Consider the following 18,413-nt stretch of genomic DNA (forward strand, 5'->3'; position numbering starts at 1 on the left):
TTATTTTTGAGCGGATTCGGTGTAAAGGCGCCCATCGCTTTTGCAAGAGAGCGTGTTTTATGGACCCTGCTGGACGACATCCCGGCTTGTGCCCCCACCCTTAACCAAGGAGATTCCGATGTCGATCACCGTCGAAGACAAGAACGCCCTGATCAAAGAATATGCAACCAAAGAAGGCGACACCGGTTCGCCCGAAGTGCAAGTTGCAATCCTGACCAAGCGTATTGCCAACCTGACCGAGCACTTCAAAACCCACAAGAAGGACAACCACTCGCGTCGTGGCCTTCTGATGCTGGTTGCTCAGCGCCGCAAGCTGCTGGACTACCTGAAGGGCAAAGAAGAAGCACGTTACCAATCGCTCATCGAGCGTCTGGGTATCCGTCGCTAAGCGCCTCGCGCTGGTCTGTAAGGATCGGGACGCCCGCTGGTTTCAGCGGGCGTTTTCTTTTTGCGCGGTCTGGCGAATCATTATGCAAAGATATGCTGAAAATTTTGGCATTTTGACAAAAGTGCAAATCGACCAAATCAGCCCAATATCTGATCATAGTGACCAATGTGAATGTGCCATATGGTCTATTTGACTTATTTGCATGATCTAGCTGTGTGTTATGTCTTTTTTCTTCGTTTTTTGGCTGGTCCGTGCAAGAGACCCGTAACGAAAAACAGAGGGGGAATTGATGAGTATCGGTATCTGGATCAGTCTCATCGCCTATTTTGCATTGATGCTGGGCATCGGCGTTTACGCATGGCGTAAATCCACATCGAATTCCGAAGAGTATATGCTGGGTGGCCGTGATCTGCCGCCGTCGGTTGCAGCCCTGTCGGCGGGCGCTTCGGATATGAGCGGCTGGCTCCTGCTGGGGTTGCCGGGCGCACTTTACGCATCGGGTCTGGTCGAAGCCTGGATCGGCATCGGCCTGTTCATCGGGGCGCTGTTCAACTGGATCATCGTGGCACCGCGCCTGCGCGAGCAGACCGAGCGCTATTCCAACAGCCTGACCATTCCGGCTTTCCTTGCCAACCGCTTCCCGACCCATGCCACCGCGCTGCGCATGGTGTCCGCGATCATCATCGTGGTGTTCTTTGCGGTCTATACGGCGTCGGGCCTTGTCGGCGGCGGCAAGCTTTATGCCAGTGCCTTCGGCGGTGACTATATGGTGGGCGTGTGCATCACGCTGGGCATCGTTCTGGTCTATACGGTCATCGGTGGCTTCCTTGCCGTGTCGCTGACCGACTTCGTGCAGGGCTTCATCATGATGCTGGCGCTGATCATCATGCCTGCCGTGATCCTGTATATGGGGCAGGGCAATGGCGTTGATCAGGCTGCGGCACGCCTGTCGGATATGCAGGAGGGCTATCTGTCGATGACGCATGGCCTGACCGCAATCGGCTGGCTCTCGGCGATGGCATGGGGGCTGGGCTATTTCGGCCAGCCGCATATCATCGTGCGGTTCATGGCTGTGCGCTCGGTCGCGGATGTACCGAAGGCCCGTAATATCGGCATGGGCTGGATGGCAATCTCGCTGCTAGGGGCGATCGGCGTGGGGATCTTCGGTCGCGCCTATGTAGAGCGCAACGGCATCACCGTTGATGACCCCGAGACCATCTTCATCCTGCTGTCGAACCTGCTGTTCCATCCGCTGGTCACCGGCTTCCTCTACGCAGCCCTTCTGGCGGCGATCATGTCGACCGTGTCCTCGCAGCTTCTGGTTTCGGCCTCGTCGATCTCGGAAGATTTCTACCGCATCGTGCTCAATCGTACCGCCTCTGACCGCGCTCTGGTGAATGTCGGGCGTCTGGCGACGGTTCTTGTCGGCGCGGTCGCGATCTGGATCGCCCGTGATCCGGGCTCCGAAGTGCTGGGGCTTGTGTCCAATGCCTGGGCCGGTTTCGGTGCGGCCTTTGGCCCGCTGGTGATCCTTGCGCTGACTTGGCCGCGCATGAACGGGGCAGGCGCGCTGGCCGGTCTGGTTGTCGGTGCCGGAACGGTGATCTTCTGGATCTATTCGGGTCTGGCGGCGTCGACCGGTCTTTACGAGATCATTCCGGGGTTTGTGGCGGCTTTCGTTGCTATTGTCGTGGTGACGCTGATCACACGGGATGCCGGCGAATACCGCGCAAAATAAGGCGCGACACAGAAAAAGGAAAAGGCCGCGGCATTTGCTGCGGCTTTTTTCATTGGGGCAATGTTTCACGGGGAACGTTGGCAGCCGCCTTTCCCGAAGAGCGGCAGAGGGCATGCAAGGATTGCTTTTCATAAGCCGCATTTTCCTGTATGAGGCGAGGCATCTGAGACGTGACGCCCGAGCCCCCGGGGCACATGCACAGGATAGAGGGGCGGCGGCAATGGGGCCGCCATGCAAACGGGAGCCCACGGGATACGCCTGTGAGGTTTCCAGACAGGATACGCTGAATGTTCAACGTTACGAAAAAATCCATCCAGTGGGGCGAAGAGACCCTGACGCTGGAAACCGGCAAGGTGGCACGTCAGGCCGACGGAACCGTGATCGCCACGCTGGGCGAAACCTCGGTCATGGCCAATGTGACCTTCGCCAAGGCACCGAAGCCGGGTCAAGATTTCTTCCCGCTTACGGTTCACTACCAAGAGAAATATTACGCAGCCGGTAAGATCCCGGGTGGCTTCTTCAAACGCGAAGCACGCCCGACGGAAAAAGAGACGCTGACCGCGCGTCTGATCGACCGTCCCTGCCGCCCGCTGTTCGTTCCGGGCTTCAAGCATGAAGTGCTGGTCATGTGCACCGTGCTGAGCCACGATCTGGTCAACGAGCCCGATATCGTCGCGATGATCGCGGCCTCGGCGGCACTGACCATCTCGGGCGTGCCGTTCATGGGCCCGATCGCAGCGGCCCGTGTTGGCTTCGTGGATGGGGAATATATCCTCAACCCCGAATGCGAGGACATGACCCAACTGCGCAACAACCCCGAGCAGCGCCTCGATCTGGTTGTCGCAGGCACCAAAGACGCCGTTATGATGGTGGAATCCGAAGCTTACGAGCTGTCGGAAGAAGAAATGCTCGGCGCGGTCAAGTTTGGCCATGACGCGATGCAGCCGGTTCTGGACCTGATCATCGATCTGGCCGAAGCCTGCGCAAAAGAGCCCTTCGACTTCGTTCCGCCGAACTATGACGAGCTCTATGGCAAGGTCAAAGCGGCTGGCGAGACCCAGATGCGCGCCGCCTTCGCGATCAAGGACAAGCAAGAGCGTTCGAACGCGATCTCTGCTGCCGTGACCGCCATCAAGGACGCGCTGTCGGAAGAAGATCGCGAAGATGCGAATCTCGGTTCGGCAATCAAAAAGCTGGAATCGGGCATCCTGCGCGGTGACATCATCAATGGTGGCGCTCGTATCGACGGTCGTGACAAAACCACCGTGCGTCCGATCACCTCGGAAGTGGGCATCCTGCCGCGTACCCACGGTTCGGCTCTGTTCACCCGTGGCGAGACCCAAGGTCTGGTCGTGACCACGCTGGGCACCGGCGATGACGAGCAGATCATCGACGCGCTGGAAGGCAACTACCGCTCGAACTTCCTGCTGCACTACAACTTCCCTCCCTATTCGGTGGGCGAAGTTGGTCGCGTGGGCTCGCCGGGCCGTCGTGAAATCGGTCACGGCAAGCTGGCATGGCGCGCGCTGCAAGCGGTGCTGCCGGCAGCAACCGACTTCCCCTACACCATCCGCGTTGTCTCCGAGATCACCGAATCGAACGGGTCGTCCTCGATGGCTTCGGTCTGCGGCGGCTCGCTGTCGATGATGGATGCGGGCGTTCCGCTGAAAGCTCCGGTGGCAGGCGTTGCGATGGGTCTGATCCTTGAAGACGACGGTCGCTATGCGGTCCTCACCGACATCTTGGGTGACGAAGACCACCTTGGCGATATGGACTTCAAAGTGGCGGGTACCGAAAACGGCATCACCTCGCTGCAGATGGACATCAAGGTTGCAGGCATCACCCCCGCGATCATGGAGCAGGCTCTGGCGCAGGCCAAAGACGGCCGTATGACCATTCTGGGCGAGATGAACAAGGCGCTGTCCGCGGGCCGCACCGAGTTCTCCGAGCACGCACCGCGCATCGAGACGATGCAGATCCCGACTGACAAGATCCGTGAAGTGATCGGCTCGGGCGGTAAGGTCATCCGCGAGATCGTGGAAACCTCGGGCGCGAAGGTCGACATCAATGACGACGGCATCATCAAGATCGCCTCGGCCAATGGTGAGGCCATCAAGAAGGCCTATGACATGATCTATTCGATCGTGGCAGAGCCGGAAGAAGGCAAGATCTACACCGGTAAAGTCGTGAAGCTCGTCGATTTCGGCGCCTTCGTGAACTTCTTCGGCAAGCGTGATGGCCTCGTCCACGTGTCGCAGATCGCCAACAAGCGCCTGAACCACCCCTCGGATATCCTCAAAGAGGGTCAAGAGGTGAAGGTCAAACTGCTGGGCTTCGACGATCGCGGCAAGGTGCGCCTTGGCATGAAGATGGTCGACCAAGAAACCGGCGAAGAAATCGCGCCGGAGAAAAAAGAAGAAAAAGCAGACTGATCTGCGCTTTTCGATGATTGTGAGGGGCGTGGTTCATGCCCCTCATTTACTATTTCAGGCCCTTTGCCCCGCGCGCTTTCGTGCAATGGCCTGTGGAGCAGGACAGTGACGCAGACATCCTATTTGCCGCCCAAGAAAACCCCCTCGGAAAAATTTGTTCGTGAAATAAAACGGCTCGGGCGTCAGATTTATTTCAAGTTCATGCCCTATTGGGGGCATGTGACGCGCATGATCTGTGATTTGCAGCGCAGTCGTAAGGTCCATGTGATCGAAGGGCAGCAGGTCGCAACGCAGGATGTGGTCGTTTTGCTGGTCTATCAGCCTAAAGGCATTCTGGCGTCGACCTATTGGCAACTCGACTGGCTGGCCAAGCAGGGGCTGTCGGTGGTTCTGGTCTCGAATACCAAGATCTCCGATGCCGATAAGGCAAAGCTTTCCCCGCTGACCCGTCTCATCGTGGAGCGCCCGAATATCGGCTATGATTTCGGTGGCTATCGCGAGGGCGTCTTGCAGGTTCTCGACCGCAAGATGGCCCCGCGCAACCTCTATGTCATGAATGACAGTATGTGGTTCCCGCTTTCGGAAGACTCCGATGTGATCGACCAAAGCCGTGCTGCGCCCGAAGATGTCTGGGGGTTGTTTGTCGATTTGGACTGGCGGCACCGGAAGGCGGGAAACCATCACCGGACCCATGTGCAGTCCTATTTCTTCCGCTTCTCGCAGAAGGTTGTGCAGGACCCGCGGTTTGACCGGTATTGGCGCAAGATGTCGATCGTTAATGACAAGCGCCTTGTGATCAAGATGCGCGAGTTGAAACTTGCCAACCATTTTGCGGATCTCGGTTTCAGCGTTGGCGGGTTGCATAGCTGGGCAGAGGTGCGCGATTTCCTGATCAATCTCGACGATGAAGAGATGATGGACGCGATCTTGCGCCTGCAATGCAGCGTGAAGCGCCATGATGCGCGGATTATCCAGCCGCTTCTCGAGCGGGGGGATATGACCGCGCTTCAGATCCGTGATGCGCTGAGCGACAAGATCGAGGCAACCAATCTTTTTGTCTTTTCTACGGCGCTGCATCCCTATGTGATGCGGTCTCTGGGCTTTCCTTTCCTGAAAAAACAGCGGGTGGCTGAAATGATCGGGGCACGGGCCAAGATCCTTGAACTGGGGCTGGAAGCCGAGTTTCCGCCCGCAATCCGCGATGAGGTCGCGGTCTGGGACAAGAACTGAAATCTCTAGGGAGAGCGGGATGACCGATCCGGTGCTGATCCTCACCATGAAATGGGGCACGCTCTATGGTCCCGAATATGTCAACCGGCTGGCGGCGGGGGTGCGGCAGCATTTGGGCCGCCCGCACCGGTTCATCTGCTTTACCGATGATGCCTCGGGGCTGGACAGCCGGATCGAGGCGTTGCCTTTGCCCGAGTTGGGCTTGGCGAAGGGCAAGACCGACACCCGTTGGCGCAAGCTGGCGCTGTTTCGCGAAGATCTGGCAGGGCTATCGGGGACGGCGCTGTTTCTCGACCTTGATCAGGTGATCGTGGGGCCGCTCGATGCGTTTTTCGAGCTGGACGGCCCCTTCCGCATCATCCGCGACGATGATCTTTTCCGGCACAAGCCCCTGCGCAAGGTGAATGCCGAACGCGATGCCTTCCTGCATTCGGTCGGCAACAGCTCGGTCTTCCGTTACGAAATCGGCGCGCATAGCTATATCCTTGACGCCTATCTGGCCGATCCCGAGGCCGCGACCCGTGATTACGAGATCAGCCAGCAGTTCCAGTCGGCGCAACTGGCAAAGCATGGTCATCTGGCCTATTGGCCCAAGGGCTGGTGCGTGAGTTTCAAGAATGATTGCGTGCCGCGCGGGCTGAAAAGCTATCTGGCCGATCCCACGCTGCCGGAGGGCGCCAAGATCGTCTGTTTCGCGGGCAATCCCAAAATGACCGATGCGCTGAACGGGCGGGGCGGGAAATGGTATCGCCGGATCGGGGATGTCTCTTGGCTGAAACAGGCATGGGAGGCCCCGAATGGCTGAGCCGAACTGGTTTCGCTATCTGAAATGGCGCAGGCGCGTGGCCAAGGCACGGCGCGAGGTTCTGTCTCGCAAGGGGCAGGGCAGGCCGCATGGGCTGGCGGGGCGCCTGATCGTGTCGCTGACCAGCTATCCGCCACGTTTCGGCTCGCTGGAGATCACGCTGCGCTCGATCCTGACGCAGAGCGTTGCTCCTGACGAGGTTATCTTGTGGCTGGAACCCGGCCATGAAGAACAACTGCCGCCTGCCATCCGTGCCTTGCCGGGACTGAGTATCCGCAGCCACGAGTTCCTGCGCTCGTATATGAAGATCATCCCGACGCTTCTGGCCTATCCGGAAGCGACCATCGTGACCTTCGATGACGATGTCTATTACCCTCGCGACTGGCTGGAGCGGCTGGTCGAGGCCGCCAAGGCGTCTCCGCGCCAGATCATGGTGCACCGCGCCCATCGGTTTACGGTTAGGGACGGGCAGCCTCTGCCCTATGGCGCGTGGCAAAAGAATATCTCGGAAACGGAAAGCGCCGCGGATGTGTTTCTGACGGGGGTGCATGGGGTGCTTTACCCGCCCCATAGCCTGTATAAGGATGTGACGCGCAAAGAGCTGTTCATGACGCTCGCGCCGATGGCCGATGATGTCTGGCTTTACTGGATGGCACGGATGCAGGGCACGCTGATCCGGCATGTCGGGGGGCGGACGCGGATCATCGAATGGCCGGGCTCGCAGGAGGTCAGCCTGAAGTCCTTCAATATCAACGAAGAGACGCGGGGCAATGATCAGGCAATCGCGGGCATGATGGGCCATTACGGCCTGCCCGAGCCGCGCAGTTGAGCCAAGACCATAAAAAAGCCCGCATATCGATGCGGGCTTTTTCAAACCATGTGCCGTGTTTCAGTTCTGCTGTTTTGCGAAACGCAGATAGGGCAGCTTGATATCCAGATCGCCGTATTTCGCCTTGGCATCGTCATCCGACACCGAAAGCGCCACGATCACGTCCTGCCCCGGCACCCAGTTTGCGGGGGTGGCAAACGGCACGCCATCGGTTGCCCGAACAGCATCCAGCGCGCGCAGGATCTCGGCGAAGTTGCGGCCCACCGACATCGGGTAGGTCATCGTCAGGCGGACCTTCTTATCGGGGCCGATGATATAGACGGTACGCACGGTCGCGGTATTGGCGGGGGTGCGGTTGGCTTCGGGCAGATAGAAATCTGCGGGCAGCATGTCATAGGCTTTCGACACATTGAGCGAGGTGTCGTCGATGATCGGGAAACCGGCTTTCGCGCCCGAGAAGGACTCGATGTCGTTTTTCCATTTCACATGTTCTTCGACCGTGTCCACCGACACACCGATAACCTTGGTGTTCCGCTTGGCCCATTCATCGGCCAACTGTGCGACAGCGCCGAATTCGGTGGTGCAAACAGGGGTGAAGTCACGCGGATGCGAGAACAGCACGACATAGCCATCGCCGATGTAATCGTGAAACTTGATCTCGCCTTCGGTCGAAGGCGCGGTGAAATCGGGGGCGATATCGTTGATGCGCAGTCCCATAGAGTCCTCCATCTGAAATCTCTGCCCCAGATATAGGCGCAGCCTCCGGCTTTGCCCAGCCTGTGCCATTGAATTGCGCAAATTTGCACGGCTCTATTCCCGCTTTGCATGGCGGAATGCGCTTTCGGTCCCTTGCGTCTCTGGCCGCTTTCAGACAGGCTGCGCGCGAAATAGGAGTCTGCTCATGATCGAGAAACGTCAGTTTTACATCAATGGTGAATGGGTTGCGCCGCTGGCCCCGCGCGACCACGACGTCATTGATCCGTCCACCGAAGAAGCCTGCGCCATTATCAGCCTTGGCACCAGTGCCGATGTCGATGTCGCCGTCAAGGCCGCCAAGGACGCGCTGCCTGCATGGCGCGCGACGCCCCCCGCCGAGCGTATCGCCTATGTCGAGCGTCTGCTCGAGGTCTATAAGGCCCGCCAGCAGGAGATGGCCGAGGCGATCAGCCTTGAAATGGGCGCGCCGATCGATCTGGCCTTCGCCGCGCAGGCCGGTGCCGGTATCAGCCATATCACCAACTGCCTGACGGCGGCGAAATCCTTCGAGTGGCTGCACCCGCTGGGCGATGGCACGCCGGGCGCGATGATCGGCTATCAGCCGATTGGCGTTGTGGGTCTGATCACCCCGTGGAACTGGCCGATGAATCAGGTCACGCTGAAGGTGGCTCCGGCGCTTGTGGCGGGCTGCACGATGGTGCTGAAGCCTTCGGAAGAGGCGCCGCTCAGCTCGATGCTCTTCGCTGAATTCGTGCATGAGGCAGGCATCCCCGCAGGCGTGTTCAACCTTGTGAACGGCGATGGCATGGGCGTGGGCACCGCGCTTTCGGGCCATGTGGATATCGAGATGATCTCCTTCACGGGCTCGACCCGCGCAGGCCGTGCGATCTCGAAAAACGCCGCCGAGACGCTGAAGCGCGTCGCGCTTGAGCTGGGTGGCAAGGGCGCGAACCTTGTGTTTGCCGATGCCGATGATGCGGCTGTGGAACGTGGCGTGAAGCATATGTTCAACAACTCCGGCCAAAGCTGCAATGCGCCCTCGCGTATGCTGGTCGAGCGCGCGATCTATCCGCAAGCGCTGGAAATCGCGAAGAAAGTGGCCGAGGAAACCAAGGTCGGCAACCCGCGCGAGCATGGCAAACATATCGGTCCGGTGATCAACAAGTCGCAATACGACAAGATCCAAGGGTTGATCGAGAAGGGCATTGCCGAGGGCGCGACCCTTCTGGCCGGTGGTCCGGGTCTGCCCGAGGGTGTGAACCGCGGCTATTATGTCCGCCCGACGGTCTTTGCTGATTGTACGCCGGATATGAGCATCATGAACGAAGAGATCTTCGGACCGGTGCTGTCGATCATGCCCTTCGATACGGAAGAAGAGGCCGTGAAGGTGGCCAATGACACCGAATACGGGCTGACCAACTATGCGCAGACCCAAGACCCTGAGCGTCTGCGCCGCATGGCCATGCAGCTTCAGGCGGGCATGATCGAACTGAACGGCCAGTCACGCGGGGCGGGTTCGCCCTTCGGCGGGATCAAGGCCTCGGGTCGTGCGCGCGAAGGCGGGCGCTGGGGCATCGAAGAGTTCTGCGACGTGATCGCGATCTCGGGCTATGCTGCCGAATAATCGGGCCGGATATCTGGTCTGAAAAAGTGAAAAGCCGGAGCCTCACGCTCCGGCTTTTTCTTCAGGCGGGTTTGACTTGGGCCACGGCCTCTAGCAGAGCCTCCGAGATGAACTCCAGATCGGGCTGCGTCAGCCGCGCGGGCAGGCGGATGTCACAGGCGCGCACCAGCATGGCGCGGGTCTTGGGCAGCTCGGGCAGATCGCCCAAGAACTGCCAGTTCCAGAAGGCGCGGGCGTTATCGGTCGATAGCCCGAAGACAGACACCGACACGCCCCGTGCCTTGGCCTCGGCCTGAAAGGCGCGGGCCTCGTCGTCGCTCCATTCCCCTGCCAGTAGGAATTGCAGCGAATCCGGCGCGCGGGTTTCAGGCGCCAGCGCAGGCGGCACCTTCAGCCAGCGGCTTTCTCCCAGACGGACGGCCACATGGTCATGGTTGCGCAGCCCATCGCGCGCGCGGCGGGTGATCTCGCCGATCTGCGGCAGCAGGATCGCCGCCGACAGGTTCTGCATCCGGCAGTTATAGAGCGGCAGCTTGTTCTGCCACGCCTCGCAGCGCGTCATCAGGCCCGAGTGCTTTTTCCAGTTATGCTCATAGGCGCCTGACATGATGATGGCGCGTGCGGCCAGATCGGGGTCATCGGTGATCATCACCCCGCCTTCACCCGCGTTCAGAAGCTTGTAGCTTTGGAAAGAGAAACAGCCAATGCGCCCGATCGTGCCGATCTTGCGGTCGTGCCAGCGGGTACCAAGACTATGGGCGGCATCCTCGATCACCGGCAGGCCATGCGCCTCGGCCTGTTCCATGATGGCATCCATATCCGAGGTATGGCCCCGCATATGGCTGATCAGCACGGCATCGGCGCCTGCGATCTTGGCGGCGAAATCCTCTAGGTCGATGCGGAAATCCTCGCCCACCTCGACCAGAACCGGCACGCCGCCCGCATGAACGATGGCCGAGGGCACGGCGGCAAAGGTAAAGGCCGGCACCAGAACCCGCGCGCCCTCAGGCAGATCCAGCGCCTTCATCGCCAGAAACAGTGCCTGCGAACAGCTGGACACAGCCACCGCATAGCGGACCCCCATATGGGCGGCAAAGGCCTCTTCGAGCCGCGCGACAGGCGAGCCTTCGGAGGTATAGCGGAACAGGTCTCCCGTGGTCAGCAAGCGGTCGATCTCGGCGCGGGCGGCTTCGGGGATCGGCTCGGCGTCATAGCAGTTGGGGGCGATCTGTGCATCGCGTGGCATGAGGGTCTCCTGACACAATTTGCAGCTTCATTGCCCGAGCAGTATGCTAAGGCCAAGTGAAACTAATGTGTCAACCCGTGTGCAGGCTTACAAGAGCCGCAGCAAATTCCCCTTCTGGCCGGGGGCGTTGCTGGTGGGGCCGTTACAGGCCCAGCCGGTCGCGCATCGCATACCATGTCATCGCGGCTGCCAGAAGCGGACTGCGCAGCATCGCGCCACCGGGGAATTTCGGAACATTCAGGGATGCGAAAATGTCGAATTTCTCGGCCTGACCGCTGATCGCTTCGGCCATGATCCGCCCCGCCAGCACCCCCATTGCGACCCCATGCCCCGAAAACCCCGAGGCCGACAGGATGTTATCGCCTGCAGGGCGGATGAAGGCGGGCATGCGGTTCATGGTAATTGCCAAAGTCCCGCCCCATGCATAGTCGATCCGGATATCCTTGAGGCCGGGATAGACCTCAAGCATCGGTTTGCGCACGGTTTTCACGATGTCGGGAAAACGGTAGCCATAGCTTTCGCCGCCCCCGAACAGCAGCCGGTTATCTTCCGAAAGCCGCCAGTAATTGACCACGAATTTCGTATCGGCCACGGCGACATGCTCGCGCAGCACCTCCGAGGCCCGCGCGCCCAATGGCTCGGTCGCGACGATGAAATTGTTGATCGGCATGACGCGGGCCGCGACCTTGGGCTTGAGATCGCCCAGATAGCCGTTGCAGGCCAGCACCAGATACTCCGCCCGCAGCACGCCGTCATCGGTGGTGATGGTGACCTCTGGCCCCGTTTCCACCGATTGAACATGGCTTTCCTCGTAAAGCACCGCCCCCGCCTTTTCGGCGGCAAGGGCAATCCCTTGGGCAAAGTTCAACGGATGTAGATGTCCGGCACCGCGGTCGATATCGCCGCCTTTATAGCGGTCGGAGGGCAGGATTTCCTGCAACTCGCTCTTGGTCAGCGGTTCGACCAGATCATAGCCGTAATCGCGGGAGAGTTTCTCGGCCATATGGTGGGAATGGCGGACCTCGTGCTTGTGCAGGCAGGCATGCACGATGCCCTCGTGGAAGGTCACCGGAATATCATGCGCGGCAATCAGGCATTTGACCAAGCCTTTGGCTTCCTGACCGAATTCCCACAGCCGATGCGCCATCTCGTGGCCATAGGCGGCCTCGAGATCGTCCTGTTCCAGCCGCTGGCCGGAGCCGACCTGCCCGCCATTGCGCCCTGAGGCTCCGAAGCCCACCCGATGCGCCTCGACAAGGCGCACCGAATAGCCGCGTTCGGCCAGATGCAGGGCCGCCGACAGCCCCGTGAACCCGCCACCGATGATCGCGACATCCGCTTTTTCCGCACCGCGCAGCTTGGGGCGGCGTTTGTCGGAAAAAGCGGTGGCGGCGTAATAGCTGGGCGCATGTTCGCCCGTGGTATCATTGGCAAAAAGCAGGTTCATCGGGGGCCTTGTCAGACGTTCAGCAGCAGGTGTTCGCGTTCCCACGGGCTGATGACCTGAAGGAACTCTTTGTATTCATTGCGTTTGACGGCCTCGTAGACAATGCAGAACTCTTCGCCCAGCACATCGCGGATCGGGTCGTGACCGGCCAGAAGGTCCAGCGCATCGCCGAGGTTGGCAGGCAGCTCGTCGGTGCCGGAATAGGCGTCCCCCAGATATTCGGGGCGGGGCAGCTGTTTTTCCTTCATGCCCAGATAGGCGCAGGCCAGCGTCGCCGCGAGCCCCAGATAGGGGTTGCAATCCATCCCCGCCAGCCGGTTCTCGATCCGCCGCGCAGCGGGGCTGGAGATCGGCACGCGCAGGCCCGTGGTGCGGTTGTCGCGGCCCCATTCAAGGTTGATGGGGGCGGCAAAATCCGGAATGTAGCGGCGGTAGCTGTTCACATAGGGCGCCAGCAACCCGATGACCGCAGGCAGGTGACGTTGCAGCCCGCCGATGCAATGCAGGAAGGTTTCCGTCTCGTTGCCCTTCTCGTCCGAGAAGATGTTGTTGCCATTGGTGTCGATCACCGACTGGTGGATATGCATGGCCGACCCCGGCTCGCCCTCGATGGGCTTGGCCATGAAGGTGGCGAAACAGTCGTGACGCAGCGCCGCCTCGCGGATCATCCGTTTGAAGAAGAAGATCTGGTCGGCCAGCTCGATCGGATCGCCATGCGCGAGGTTGATCTCGATCTGGCCCGCGCCGCCTTCCTGCAGGATGCCGTCAATCTCGAACCCCTGCATCTCGGCAAAGTCATAGATATCGTCGATCACCTTGCCATATTCATCGACCGCCGACATCGAATAGGCCTGTTTGGCCGCAGCGCGCCGCCCTGTGCGGCCCATCGGCGGGATGATCGGCTGGTTGGGGTCGGTATTGCGCGCCACAAGGAAGAATTCCATCTCGGGCGCGACAATCGGCGTCCAGCCTTCGGCCTTATACAGATCGACCACCCGTTTGAGCACATTGCGCGGCGCGATGGGCACCAGATTACCGGCCTGATCTTTGACGTCATGGATCACCTGCAGCGTCCAGTCGGCGGTCCAGGGCGCGGCCGTGGCGGTGGAATAATCGGGTTCAAGGATCATATCCGGTTCGGTAAAGGCCCCCGAGGGGTTATCCGTCCACTCGCCGGTGATGGTTTGCAGGAAGATCGAGTTCGGCAGGTAGAAATGTTTCTGATGCGCGAATTTCGAGGCAGGCATCGCCTTGCCGCGCGCAACCCCCGCGATATCGGGGACGATACATTCGACCTCGTCCAGCCGCCGGCCTTCCAGATAGTCCTGCGCGGCCTGCGGGCATTTCTTGATCCAGTCGCTCATGCGGTTTTCCTTTTTTCTGCGGCAAGGAACATCTGTGCGATGCGGTCGGCGATGGCCGACGAATTCTTGCTTTCGTCCAGTTTTGTTTCGGCGGCGTCAATCAGCGCATTCGGGATCGGTCCGTCGCGGCGGGTGGCCAGCATATCGCCGATCAGCGCATCGTCGAATTCGGGATGCGGCTGGATGGTGAAAATCTGGTTGCCCTTGACCATTGCGGCATAGCGGCAGAAGTCATTGCTGCCCACACAGTCGAAGCCTTCCGGCATCTGCGTCACCTGATCCTGATGCCATGCGTTCAGCGTGACGGGGGTGCCGTCGATCAGGTAATGCTGTGCGCCCACGGCCCAGCCGCCTGCAAATTTCTCGACCTTGCCTCCCAGTGCCTGTGCGATGATCTGGTGCCCGAAGCAGATCCCCGCCATCGGCACGCCCGAGGCCGCGACCTTGCGGATGAACGCTTCGAGCGGCGGGATAAAGGCGTGGTCTTCATAGGCACCGTATTTCGAGCCGCTGAGAATCCAGCCATCGCATTCATCGGGACGGGCGGGCAGTTCGCCTTTTTCGTCCACATCATAGATGCGATAGGTGAAATCGTAGCGGGAGAAGAGGCGCTGGAACATGTCAGAATACTGGCCATGTTTTTCGCGAAGCGGCTCGGCCATAGGCCCGAGCTTGAGAATGCCGATCAGCATGTAGAAACCATTCATTGAGGCGATATCGCCGGTATCCCGAGCCTAGTGCTGCAAGACGGTGGCGGCAAGGGCTGTCGCGGGGGGCGTGTCTCGGGCATCGTTCTGATAATTGGCGGGGCAGGTGGTCCGCCCGCGATATCCGCAGTTTTCGCGGCTTGGGCCTTTCTATTGCCGTCAGGCGCGTTACCTTCGCGCCATGTTGAGAATCACCGATACGATTTCGATTGCCGACTGGGAGATCACCGAAAGCTTCACCCGTTCCCAAGGGCCGGGCGGGCAGAATGTGAACAAGGTCTCGACGGCGGTCGAATTGCGCTTCGAGGCGGAGCGCTCGCCGCACCTGTCCGCGATGGTGAAGGCGCGGCTGAAAACGCTTGCAGGGCGGCGCTGGACACAGGACGGGGCGGTGCTGATCCGCTGCGAGGAAACCCGCTCGCAGGCGCGCAACCGCGAATTGGCGCGCGAACGGCTGGCCGAGCTGGTGCTGGCGGCCACCCATCGTCCGAAGCGCCGCATCGCAACCAAGCCCACCAAGGGCAGTCAGCGGCGGCGGCTGAAGGCCAAAACGATCCGTGGCGAGGTGAAGGCCCTACGAGGAAAGGTGGGTGGCGATGAGTGAGGCGGTCTCTCTGATCCGGCGTGATGGCCCTTGGGGCTGGGATGCGGCGCAGACCCGTTATCTCTGTTGTGACGGGCTTTATGGTGAGGAGCTGGACCGTAAGGGGGACGGGGCGGTTGCGGTGGACCCGCAGGTTCTGGCCTTTCTGGCCGTCCGGCTGGCGGCGCTGCCGTTTCGGGGGATCATGATTGACCCTGCACCGGCAGAGATCGGCCTTGTTTTCGCACCGCCGGACGGGGCGGAGAAGGCCCGACAGCTGCGGGCAGGCTTGCTGGAACACCTGTTGGTGCTGCCTGTACCGGAGGGGGCGCGGTTGTCCTTGCGCCCCAGCGCAGGGTTTTCCCTGCAGAATGCGGCGTTGCTGGTCGAGATGATCTCCGAGGTGCTGCTGGACATCGCGCCTGCGGGGGCCGCATGGTAGGGCGGCTCTGGCAGGAACCGACGCAAGCGGAAAGGGAAAGGTCATGATCCGCCGCCTGATGGATGTGCTGGGCAGCCTTCTGGGCCGTCGCCCTGCCGCCTTGCAGGTGGCGGCGCTGTGCACGCGCGGGCGCGGCGAAAAAACCGAAGTCCTGCTGATTACCTCGCGCGGGACGGGGCGCTGGGTGACCCCGAAAGGGTGGCCGATGCGTGGCCGGTCGCTTTCGGGGGCGGCGGCACAGGAGGCATGGGAAGAGGCAGGGGCCCGCGGGCGCATCACCGAGCGGGCGGTTGGCTATTTCACCTATGACAAGGGGCTGGATAGCGGGCTGGATATTGCTGTGGAGGTGGCCGTGTTCCATCTGTCGCAGGCAGAACTGTCGCCGGATTTCCCCGAAGCCGGAGAGCGCGAACGGCGTTGGTTTGCACCGGAAGCAGCGGCACAGGCCGTTGCCGAAGAGGGGCTGTCTGACATAATTCTGTCATTGACCAGTATCAAACGTTGATTTCTAGCCGCGTCCCTTTTATGGCCCGCCCCTGAATGTAACAGTTTTGTGGCGGATTCATGTCTTTGAACGAACAAGACGGCAAGGGTGTAAACCAGTGGAAGACGCTTGACCGCGATTTGAAGCGGCTCGGGCGTCTTGAGCATGGCGCACAGCATGTGTCGCGCAGTCTGGTTGCACCGGGAATTGCGCTGGCCTTTATCGGTCTGGCGGGGCTTGTGGCCGCGCTGCTGATGGGGGCCGGGCCGGGGCAGGGGGTTGTGGTTGTCGGGGCCGCGATCGGTGCGTATATGGCGCTGAATATCGGGGCCAATGACGTTGCCAACAACATGGGGCCGGCGGTCGGTTCCAAAGCATTGCCGATGCTGGGCGCGCTGGTAATTGCCGCCGTGTTCGAGACCAGCGGGGCGCTTCTGGCGGGCGGCGATGTGGTGAAAACCGTGGCCACAGGCATTGTGGACCCGCTCGCGCTGCAAGATCCCACAAAATATATCTGGGTGATGATGGCCGCGTCGCTGGCGGCGGCGCTGTGGCTGAACCTTGCGACATGGATCGGGGCTCCGGTCTCGACCACCCACTCGATCGTGGGCGGTGTCGTCGGGGCAGGGGCGATGGCGGCAGGGTTCCATGCGATCGACTGGACGATGATCTTCCGGATCGCGGCCAGCTGGGTGATTGCGCCTGTGCTGGGCGGGGTGATTGCGGCGGCCTTTCTTGCGGTGATCCGCCGCCAGATGCTGGATGTCGAAGAGCGCATTCAGGCCGCGCGGCGGTGGGTGCCGGTCTGGAACGGGATCATGGCAGGCGCTTTCGGGGCCTATATCCTGTATAAGGGCCTCAAGCATGTGTTTCCGATCCCGCTCAACGTCTCCTGCTTGCTGGGGGTCGGGTTTGGCGTGGCCTGCTGGCTGATCTCGATCCCGCTGATCCGGCGCCAGTCCGAAGGGTTGGAAAACCGCAAGAAGTCGGTCAAGACGCTGTTCTCCTTCCCGCTGATCGCGGCGGCGGCGCTGCTGTCCTTTGCGCATGGGGCCAATGATGTGGCCAATGCGGTCGGGCCGCTGGCGGCCATCGTGCATACCGTCGAGGTGGGGTCTATCTCGTCTTCGGTCGGTCTGCCGCTCTGGGTTCTGCTGGTGGGCGCAATGGGGATCTCCTTCGGTCTGCTGCTGTTCGGGCCGCGCCTGATCAAGCTGGTCGGCTCCGAGATCACCAAGCTCAACACGGTCAGGGCCTTCTGTGTGGCGCTGTCGGCGGCGATCACCGTCATCGTTGCAAGCTGGCTGGGGCTGCCGGTCAGCTCGACCCATATCGCTGTCGGCGGGATCTTCGGCGTGGGCTTTTACCGTGAGTTCCACGCTCAGCGTCGGGCCGCCCGTCCCGGTGCGCTGCAAAAGGGCAAGCCTGTGCCGCCCGAAGAACGCAAGCGCCGCCTTCTGGTGCGCCGCGCGCATATCCTGCAGGTGGCCGCAGCTTGGGTGGTGACCGTGCCCTTCTCGGCGGTCCTTGCCATCGGCATCTATCTGCTGCTGACGCTGGTCGCCTGAGCGCGGCCACAGCCTGAAACGCAAAAGACGCAAGCCCCGCTTGCGTCTTTTCCATGTGCGGGGCCAGAGTATTCCAGCCAGAGTATTACGGCCAGACCCTGCTGGGGCGTGTGGCGCAGGCCGCTCAGGCCTTTGCAAGCGCCGCAAGCTGGTCATGCAGCGTCGTGACACCCAGAGCGGCCTGCGCCGCCTCGCGGCCTTTCTGCACGAAATGGTCTTTGTAGATCCGGTTGTGGTGGTCGGTTTCCTGATAGTGATGCGGGGTCAGCGAGACCGACAGGACCGGAACACCGGTTTCAAGGCCGGTGCGCATCAGGCCGTCGACCACGGTCTGGGCCACGAAATCATGACGGTAGATCCCGCCATCCACCACGAAGGCCGCACAGGCGATGGCGGCATAGCGCCCCGTTTGGGCCAGTTTCTTGGCGGCCAAGGGCAGTTCGAACGCCCCCGGCGCATCGAACACGTCAACCTGATCGGCAGGGATCAGTTCGTGAAATCCTTTCAGTGCCTGATCGACAATATCGGCATGCCACTGCGCTTTGACGAAAGCATAACGGGTGGGTGTCATCTGGATCTCCTTTCGCAACAACACGTCACCCAAGGCGATCACATGCCAGAACGCTTCGCGAAGGGCGCGCGCCTGACACATTCTCTTCCATCCGGACTATGACCGTCGGCTCGGGAATTGCACCCGATCTGCTGACCCCTCTTGGTGAGGGCGCTCGCGGGCTTGCAGACCTGCTGCTTACCGCCGGTGGGGAATTTCGCCCCGCCCTGAGAACAGCGCGAAAGTGGCGCGTTTCACG

17 protein-coding genes and 1 riboswitch are annotated in these 18,413 nt (G+C 60.9%); of the genes, 11 read left to right on the forward strand and 6 right to left on the reverse strand.

Annotation, left to right across the window (positions count from 1 at the left end):
- The first annotated feature begins 118 nt into the window (after positions 1 to 118).
- The 6 genes from rpsO (at position 119) to RPE78_RS07200 (ending at position 7,422) form a co-directional block, all read left to right on the forward strand.
- Positions 119 to 388 (forward strand): 30S ribosomal protein S15, encoded by a 270-nt coding sequence (gene rpsO, locus RPE78_RS07175; protein WP_339108815.1) that lies wholly within the window; start codon positions 119 to 121, stop codon positions 386 to 388.
- 289 nt (positions 389 to 677) lie between these two features.
- Positions 678 to 2,126, forward strand: a complete 1,449-nt coding sequence (putP, locus tag RPE78_RS07180) for a sodium/proline symporter PutP (RefSeq protein ID WP_339108816.1) — start codon at positions 678 to 680, stop codon at positions 2,124 to 2,126.
- Positions 2,127 to 2,413: 287 nt separating this feature from the next.
- On the forward strand, positions 2,414 to 4,558 hold the full coding sequence (gene pnp / locus RPE78_RS07185; RefSeq protein WP_406720169.1) for a polyribonucleotide nucleotidyltransferase: 2,145 nt from the start codon (positions 2,414 to 2,416) through the stop codon (positions 4,556 to 4,558).
- A 228-nt stretch (positions 4,559 to 4,786) separates the two neighbouring features.
- The gene (locus RPE78_RS07190; RefSeq protein WP_406720170.1) at positions 4,787 to 5,788 is read left to right on the forward strand and encodes a rhamnan synthesis F family protein; all 1,002 of its coding nucleotides are present in this window, start codon (positions 4,787 to 4,789) and stop codon (positions 5,786 to 5,788) included.
- 19 nt (positions 5,789 to 5,807) lie between these two features.
- Positions 5,808 to 6,593 (forward strand): hypothetical protein, encoded by a 786-nt coding sequence (locus tag RPE78_RS07195; protein ID WP_339108819.1) that lies wholly within the window; start codon positions 5,808 to 5,810, stop codon positions 6,591 to 6,593.
- Positions 6,586 to 7,422: a glycosyltransferase family 2 protein gene (locus RPE78_RS07200; RefSeq protein WP_339108820.1), complete on the forward strand. Its 837-nt coding sequence runs from the start codon at positions 6,586 to 6,588 to the stop codon at positions 7,420 to 7,422. Before RPE78_RS07195 ends, RPE78_RS07200 begins: the two co-directional genes overlap by 8 nt.
- A gap of 60 nt (positions 7,423 to 7,482) precedes the next feature.
- Here RPE78_RS07200 and RPE78_RS07205 read toward each other — a convergent pair whose 3' ends face one another.
- Entirely contained in the window at positions 7,483 to 8,139 is a 657-nt protein-coding gene (locus tag RPE78_RS07205) for a peroxiredoxin (RefSeq protein ID WP_406720171.1), read from the reverse strand.
- Between the two features lie 184 nt (positions 8,140 to 8,323).
- On the opposite strand from RPE78_RS07205, the gene RPE78_RS07210 reads away from it, so the two are divergent.
- Positions 8,324 to 9,763: an aldehyde dehydrogenase family protein gene (locus tag RPE78_RS07210; protein WP_339108822.1), complete on the forward strand. Its 1,440-nt coding sequence runs from the start codon at positions 8,324 to 8,326 to the stop codon at positions 9,761 to 9,763.
- A gap of 61 nt (positions 9,764 to 9,824) precedes the next feature.
- Here the strand turns inward: RPE78_RS07210 and RPE78_RS07215 are convergent, their stop codons facing one another.
- The 4 genes from RPE78_RS07215 to RPE78_RS07230 all read right to left on the reverse strand — a co-directional run bounded on the left by RPE78_RS07215 (position 9,825) and on the right by RPE78_RS07230 (position 14,527).
- On the reverse strand, positions 9,825 to 11,009 hold the full coding sequence (locus RPE78_RS07215; RefSeq protein ID WP_406720172.1) for a DegT/DnrJ/EryC1/StrS family aminotransferase: 1,185 nt from the start codon (positions 11,007 to 11,009) through the stop codon (positions 9,825 to 9,827).
- A 142-nt stretch (positions 11,010 to 11,151) separates the two neighbouring features.
- Positions 11,152 to 12,456 carry an NAD(P)/FAD-dependent oxidoreductase gene (locus tag RPE78_RS07220; protein WP_406720173.1) on the reverse strand — a complete coding sequence of 435 codons (1,305 nt, stop codon included), beginning with the start codon at positions 12,454 to 12,456 and terminating at the stop codon, positions 11,152 to 11,154.
- Between the two features lie 11 nt (positions 12,457 to 12,467).
- On the reverse strand, positions 12,468 to 13,820 hold the full coding sequence (locus RPE78_RS07225; protein ID WP_406720174.1) for a glutamine synthetase family protein: 1,353 nt from the start codon (positions 13,818 to 13,820) through the stop codon (positions 12,468 to 12,470).
- Positions 13,817 to 14,527, reverse strand: coding sequence for a type 1 glutamine amidotransferase (locus RPE78_RS07230; RefSeq protein ID WP_339108826.1), 711 nt, complete (start codon positions 14,525 to 14,527; stop codon positions 13,817 to 13,819). Before RPE78_RS07230 ends, RPE78_RS07225 begins: the two co-directional genes overlap by 4 nt.
- A 181-nt stretch (positions 14,528 to 14,708) precedes the next feature.
- Between RPE78_RS07230 and arfB the strand changes: the two genes are divergently transcribed.
- From arfB to RPE78_RS07250, 4 genes are read left to right on the forward strand one after another with little or no spacing between them, the layout of a single operon-like run.
- Positions 14,709 to 15,131 carry an alternative ribosome rescue aminoacyl-tRNA hydrolase ArfB gene (arfB, locus tag RPE78_RS07235; RefSeq protein ID WP_406720175.1) on the forward strand — a complete coding sequence of 141 codons (423 nt, stop codon included), beginning with the start codon at positions 14,709 to 14,711 and terminating at the stop codon, positions 15,129 to 15,131.
- A complete protein-coding gene (locus RPE78_RS07240; RefSeq protein ID WP_406720176.1) occupies positions 15,124 to 15,552 on the forward strand; it encodes a hypothetical protein in 429 nt (142 codons plus the stop codon). Before arfB ends, RPE78_RS07240 begins: the two co-directional genes overlap by 8 nt.
- Before the next feature lie 43 nt (positions 15,553 to 15,595).
- Positions 15,596 to 16,057 carry an NUDIX hydrolase gene (locus RPE78_RS07245; protein ID WP_406720177.1) on the forward strand — a complete coding sequence of 154 codons (462 nt, stop codon included), beginning with the start codon at positions 15,596 to 15,598 and terminating at the stop codon, positions 16,055 to 16,057.
- A gap of 59 nt (positions 16,058 to 16,116) precedes the next feature.
- Entirely contained in the window at positions 16,117 to 17,604 is a 1,488-nt protein-coding gene (locus tag RPE78_RS07250; RefSeq protein ID WP_339108830.1) for an inorganic phosphate transporter, read from the forward strand.
- A 124-nt stretch (positions 17,605 to 17,728) separates the two neighbouring features.
- Here the strand turns inward: RPE78_RS07250 and RPE78_RS07255 are convergent, their stop codons facing one another.
- Positions 17,729 to 18,175: a 6,7-dimethyl-8-ribityllumazine synthase gene (locus RPE78_RS07255; protein ID WP_406720178.1), complete on the reverse strand. Its 447-nt coding sequence runs from the start codon at positions 18,173 to 18,175 to the stop codon at positions 17,729 to 17,731.
- A 75-nt stretch (positions 18,176 to 18,250) separates the two neighbouring features.
- Positions 18,251 to 18,393, reverse strand: a riboswitch (FMN riboswitch).
- Positions 18,394 to 18,413 lie beyond the last annotated feature (20 nt).

The organism is Thioclava litoralis, from assembly GCF_045278885.1.
GTDB classification, from domain to species: domain Bacteria; phylum Pseudomonadota; class Alphaproteobacteria; order Rhodobacterales; family Rhodobacteraceae; genus Thioclava; species Thioclava litoralis.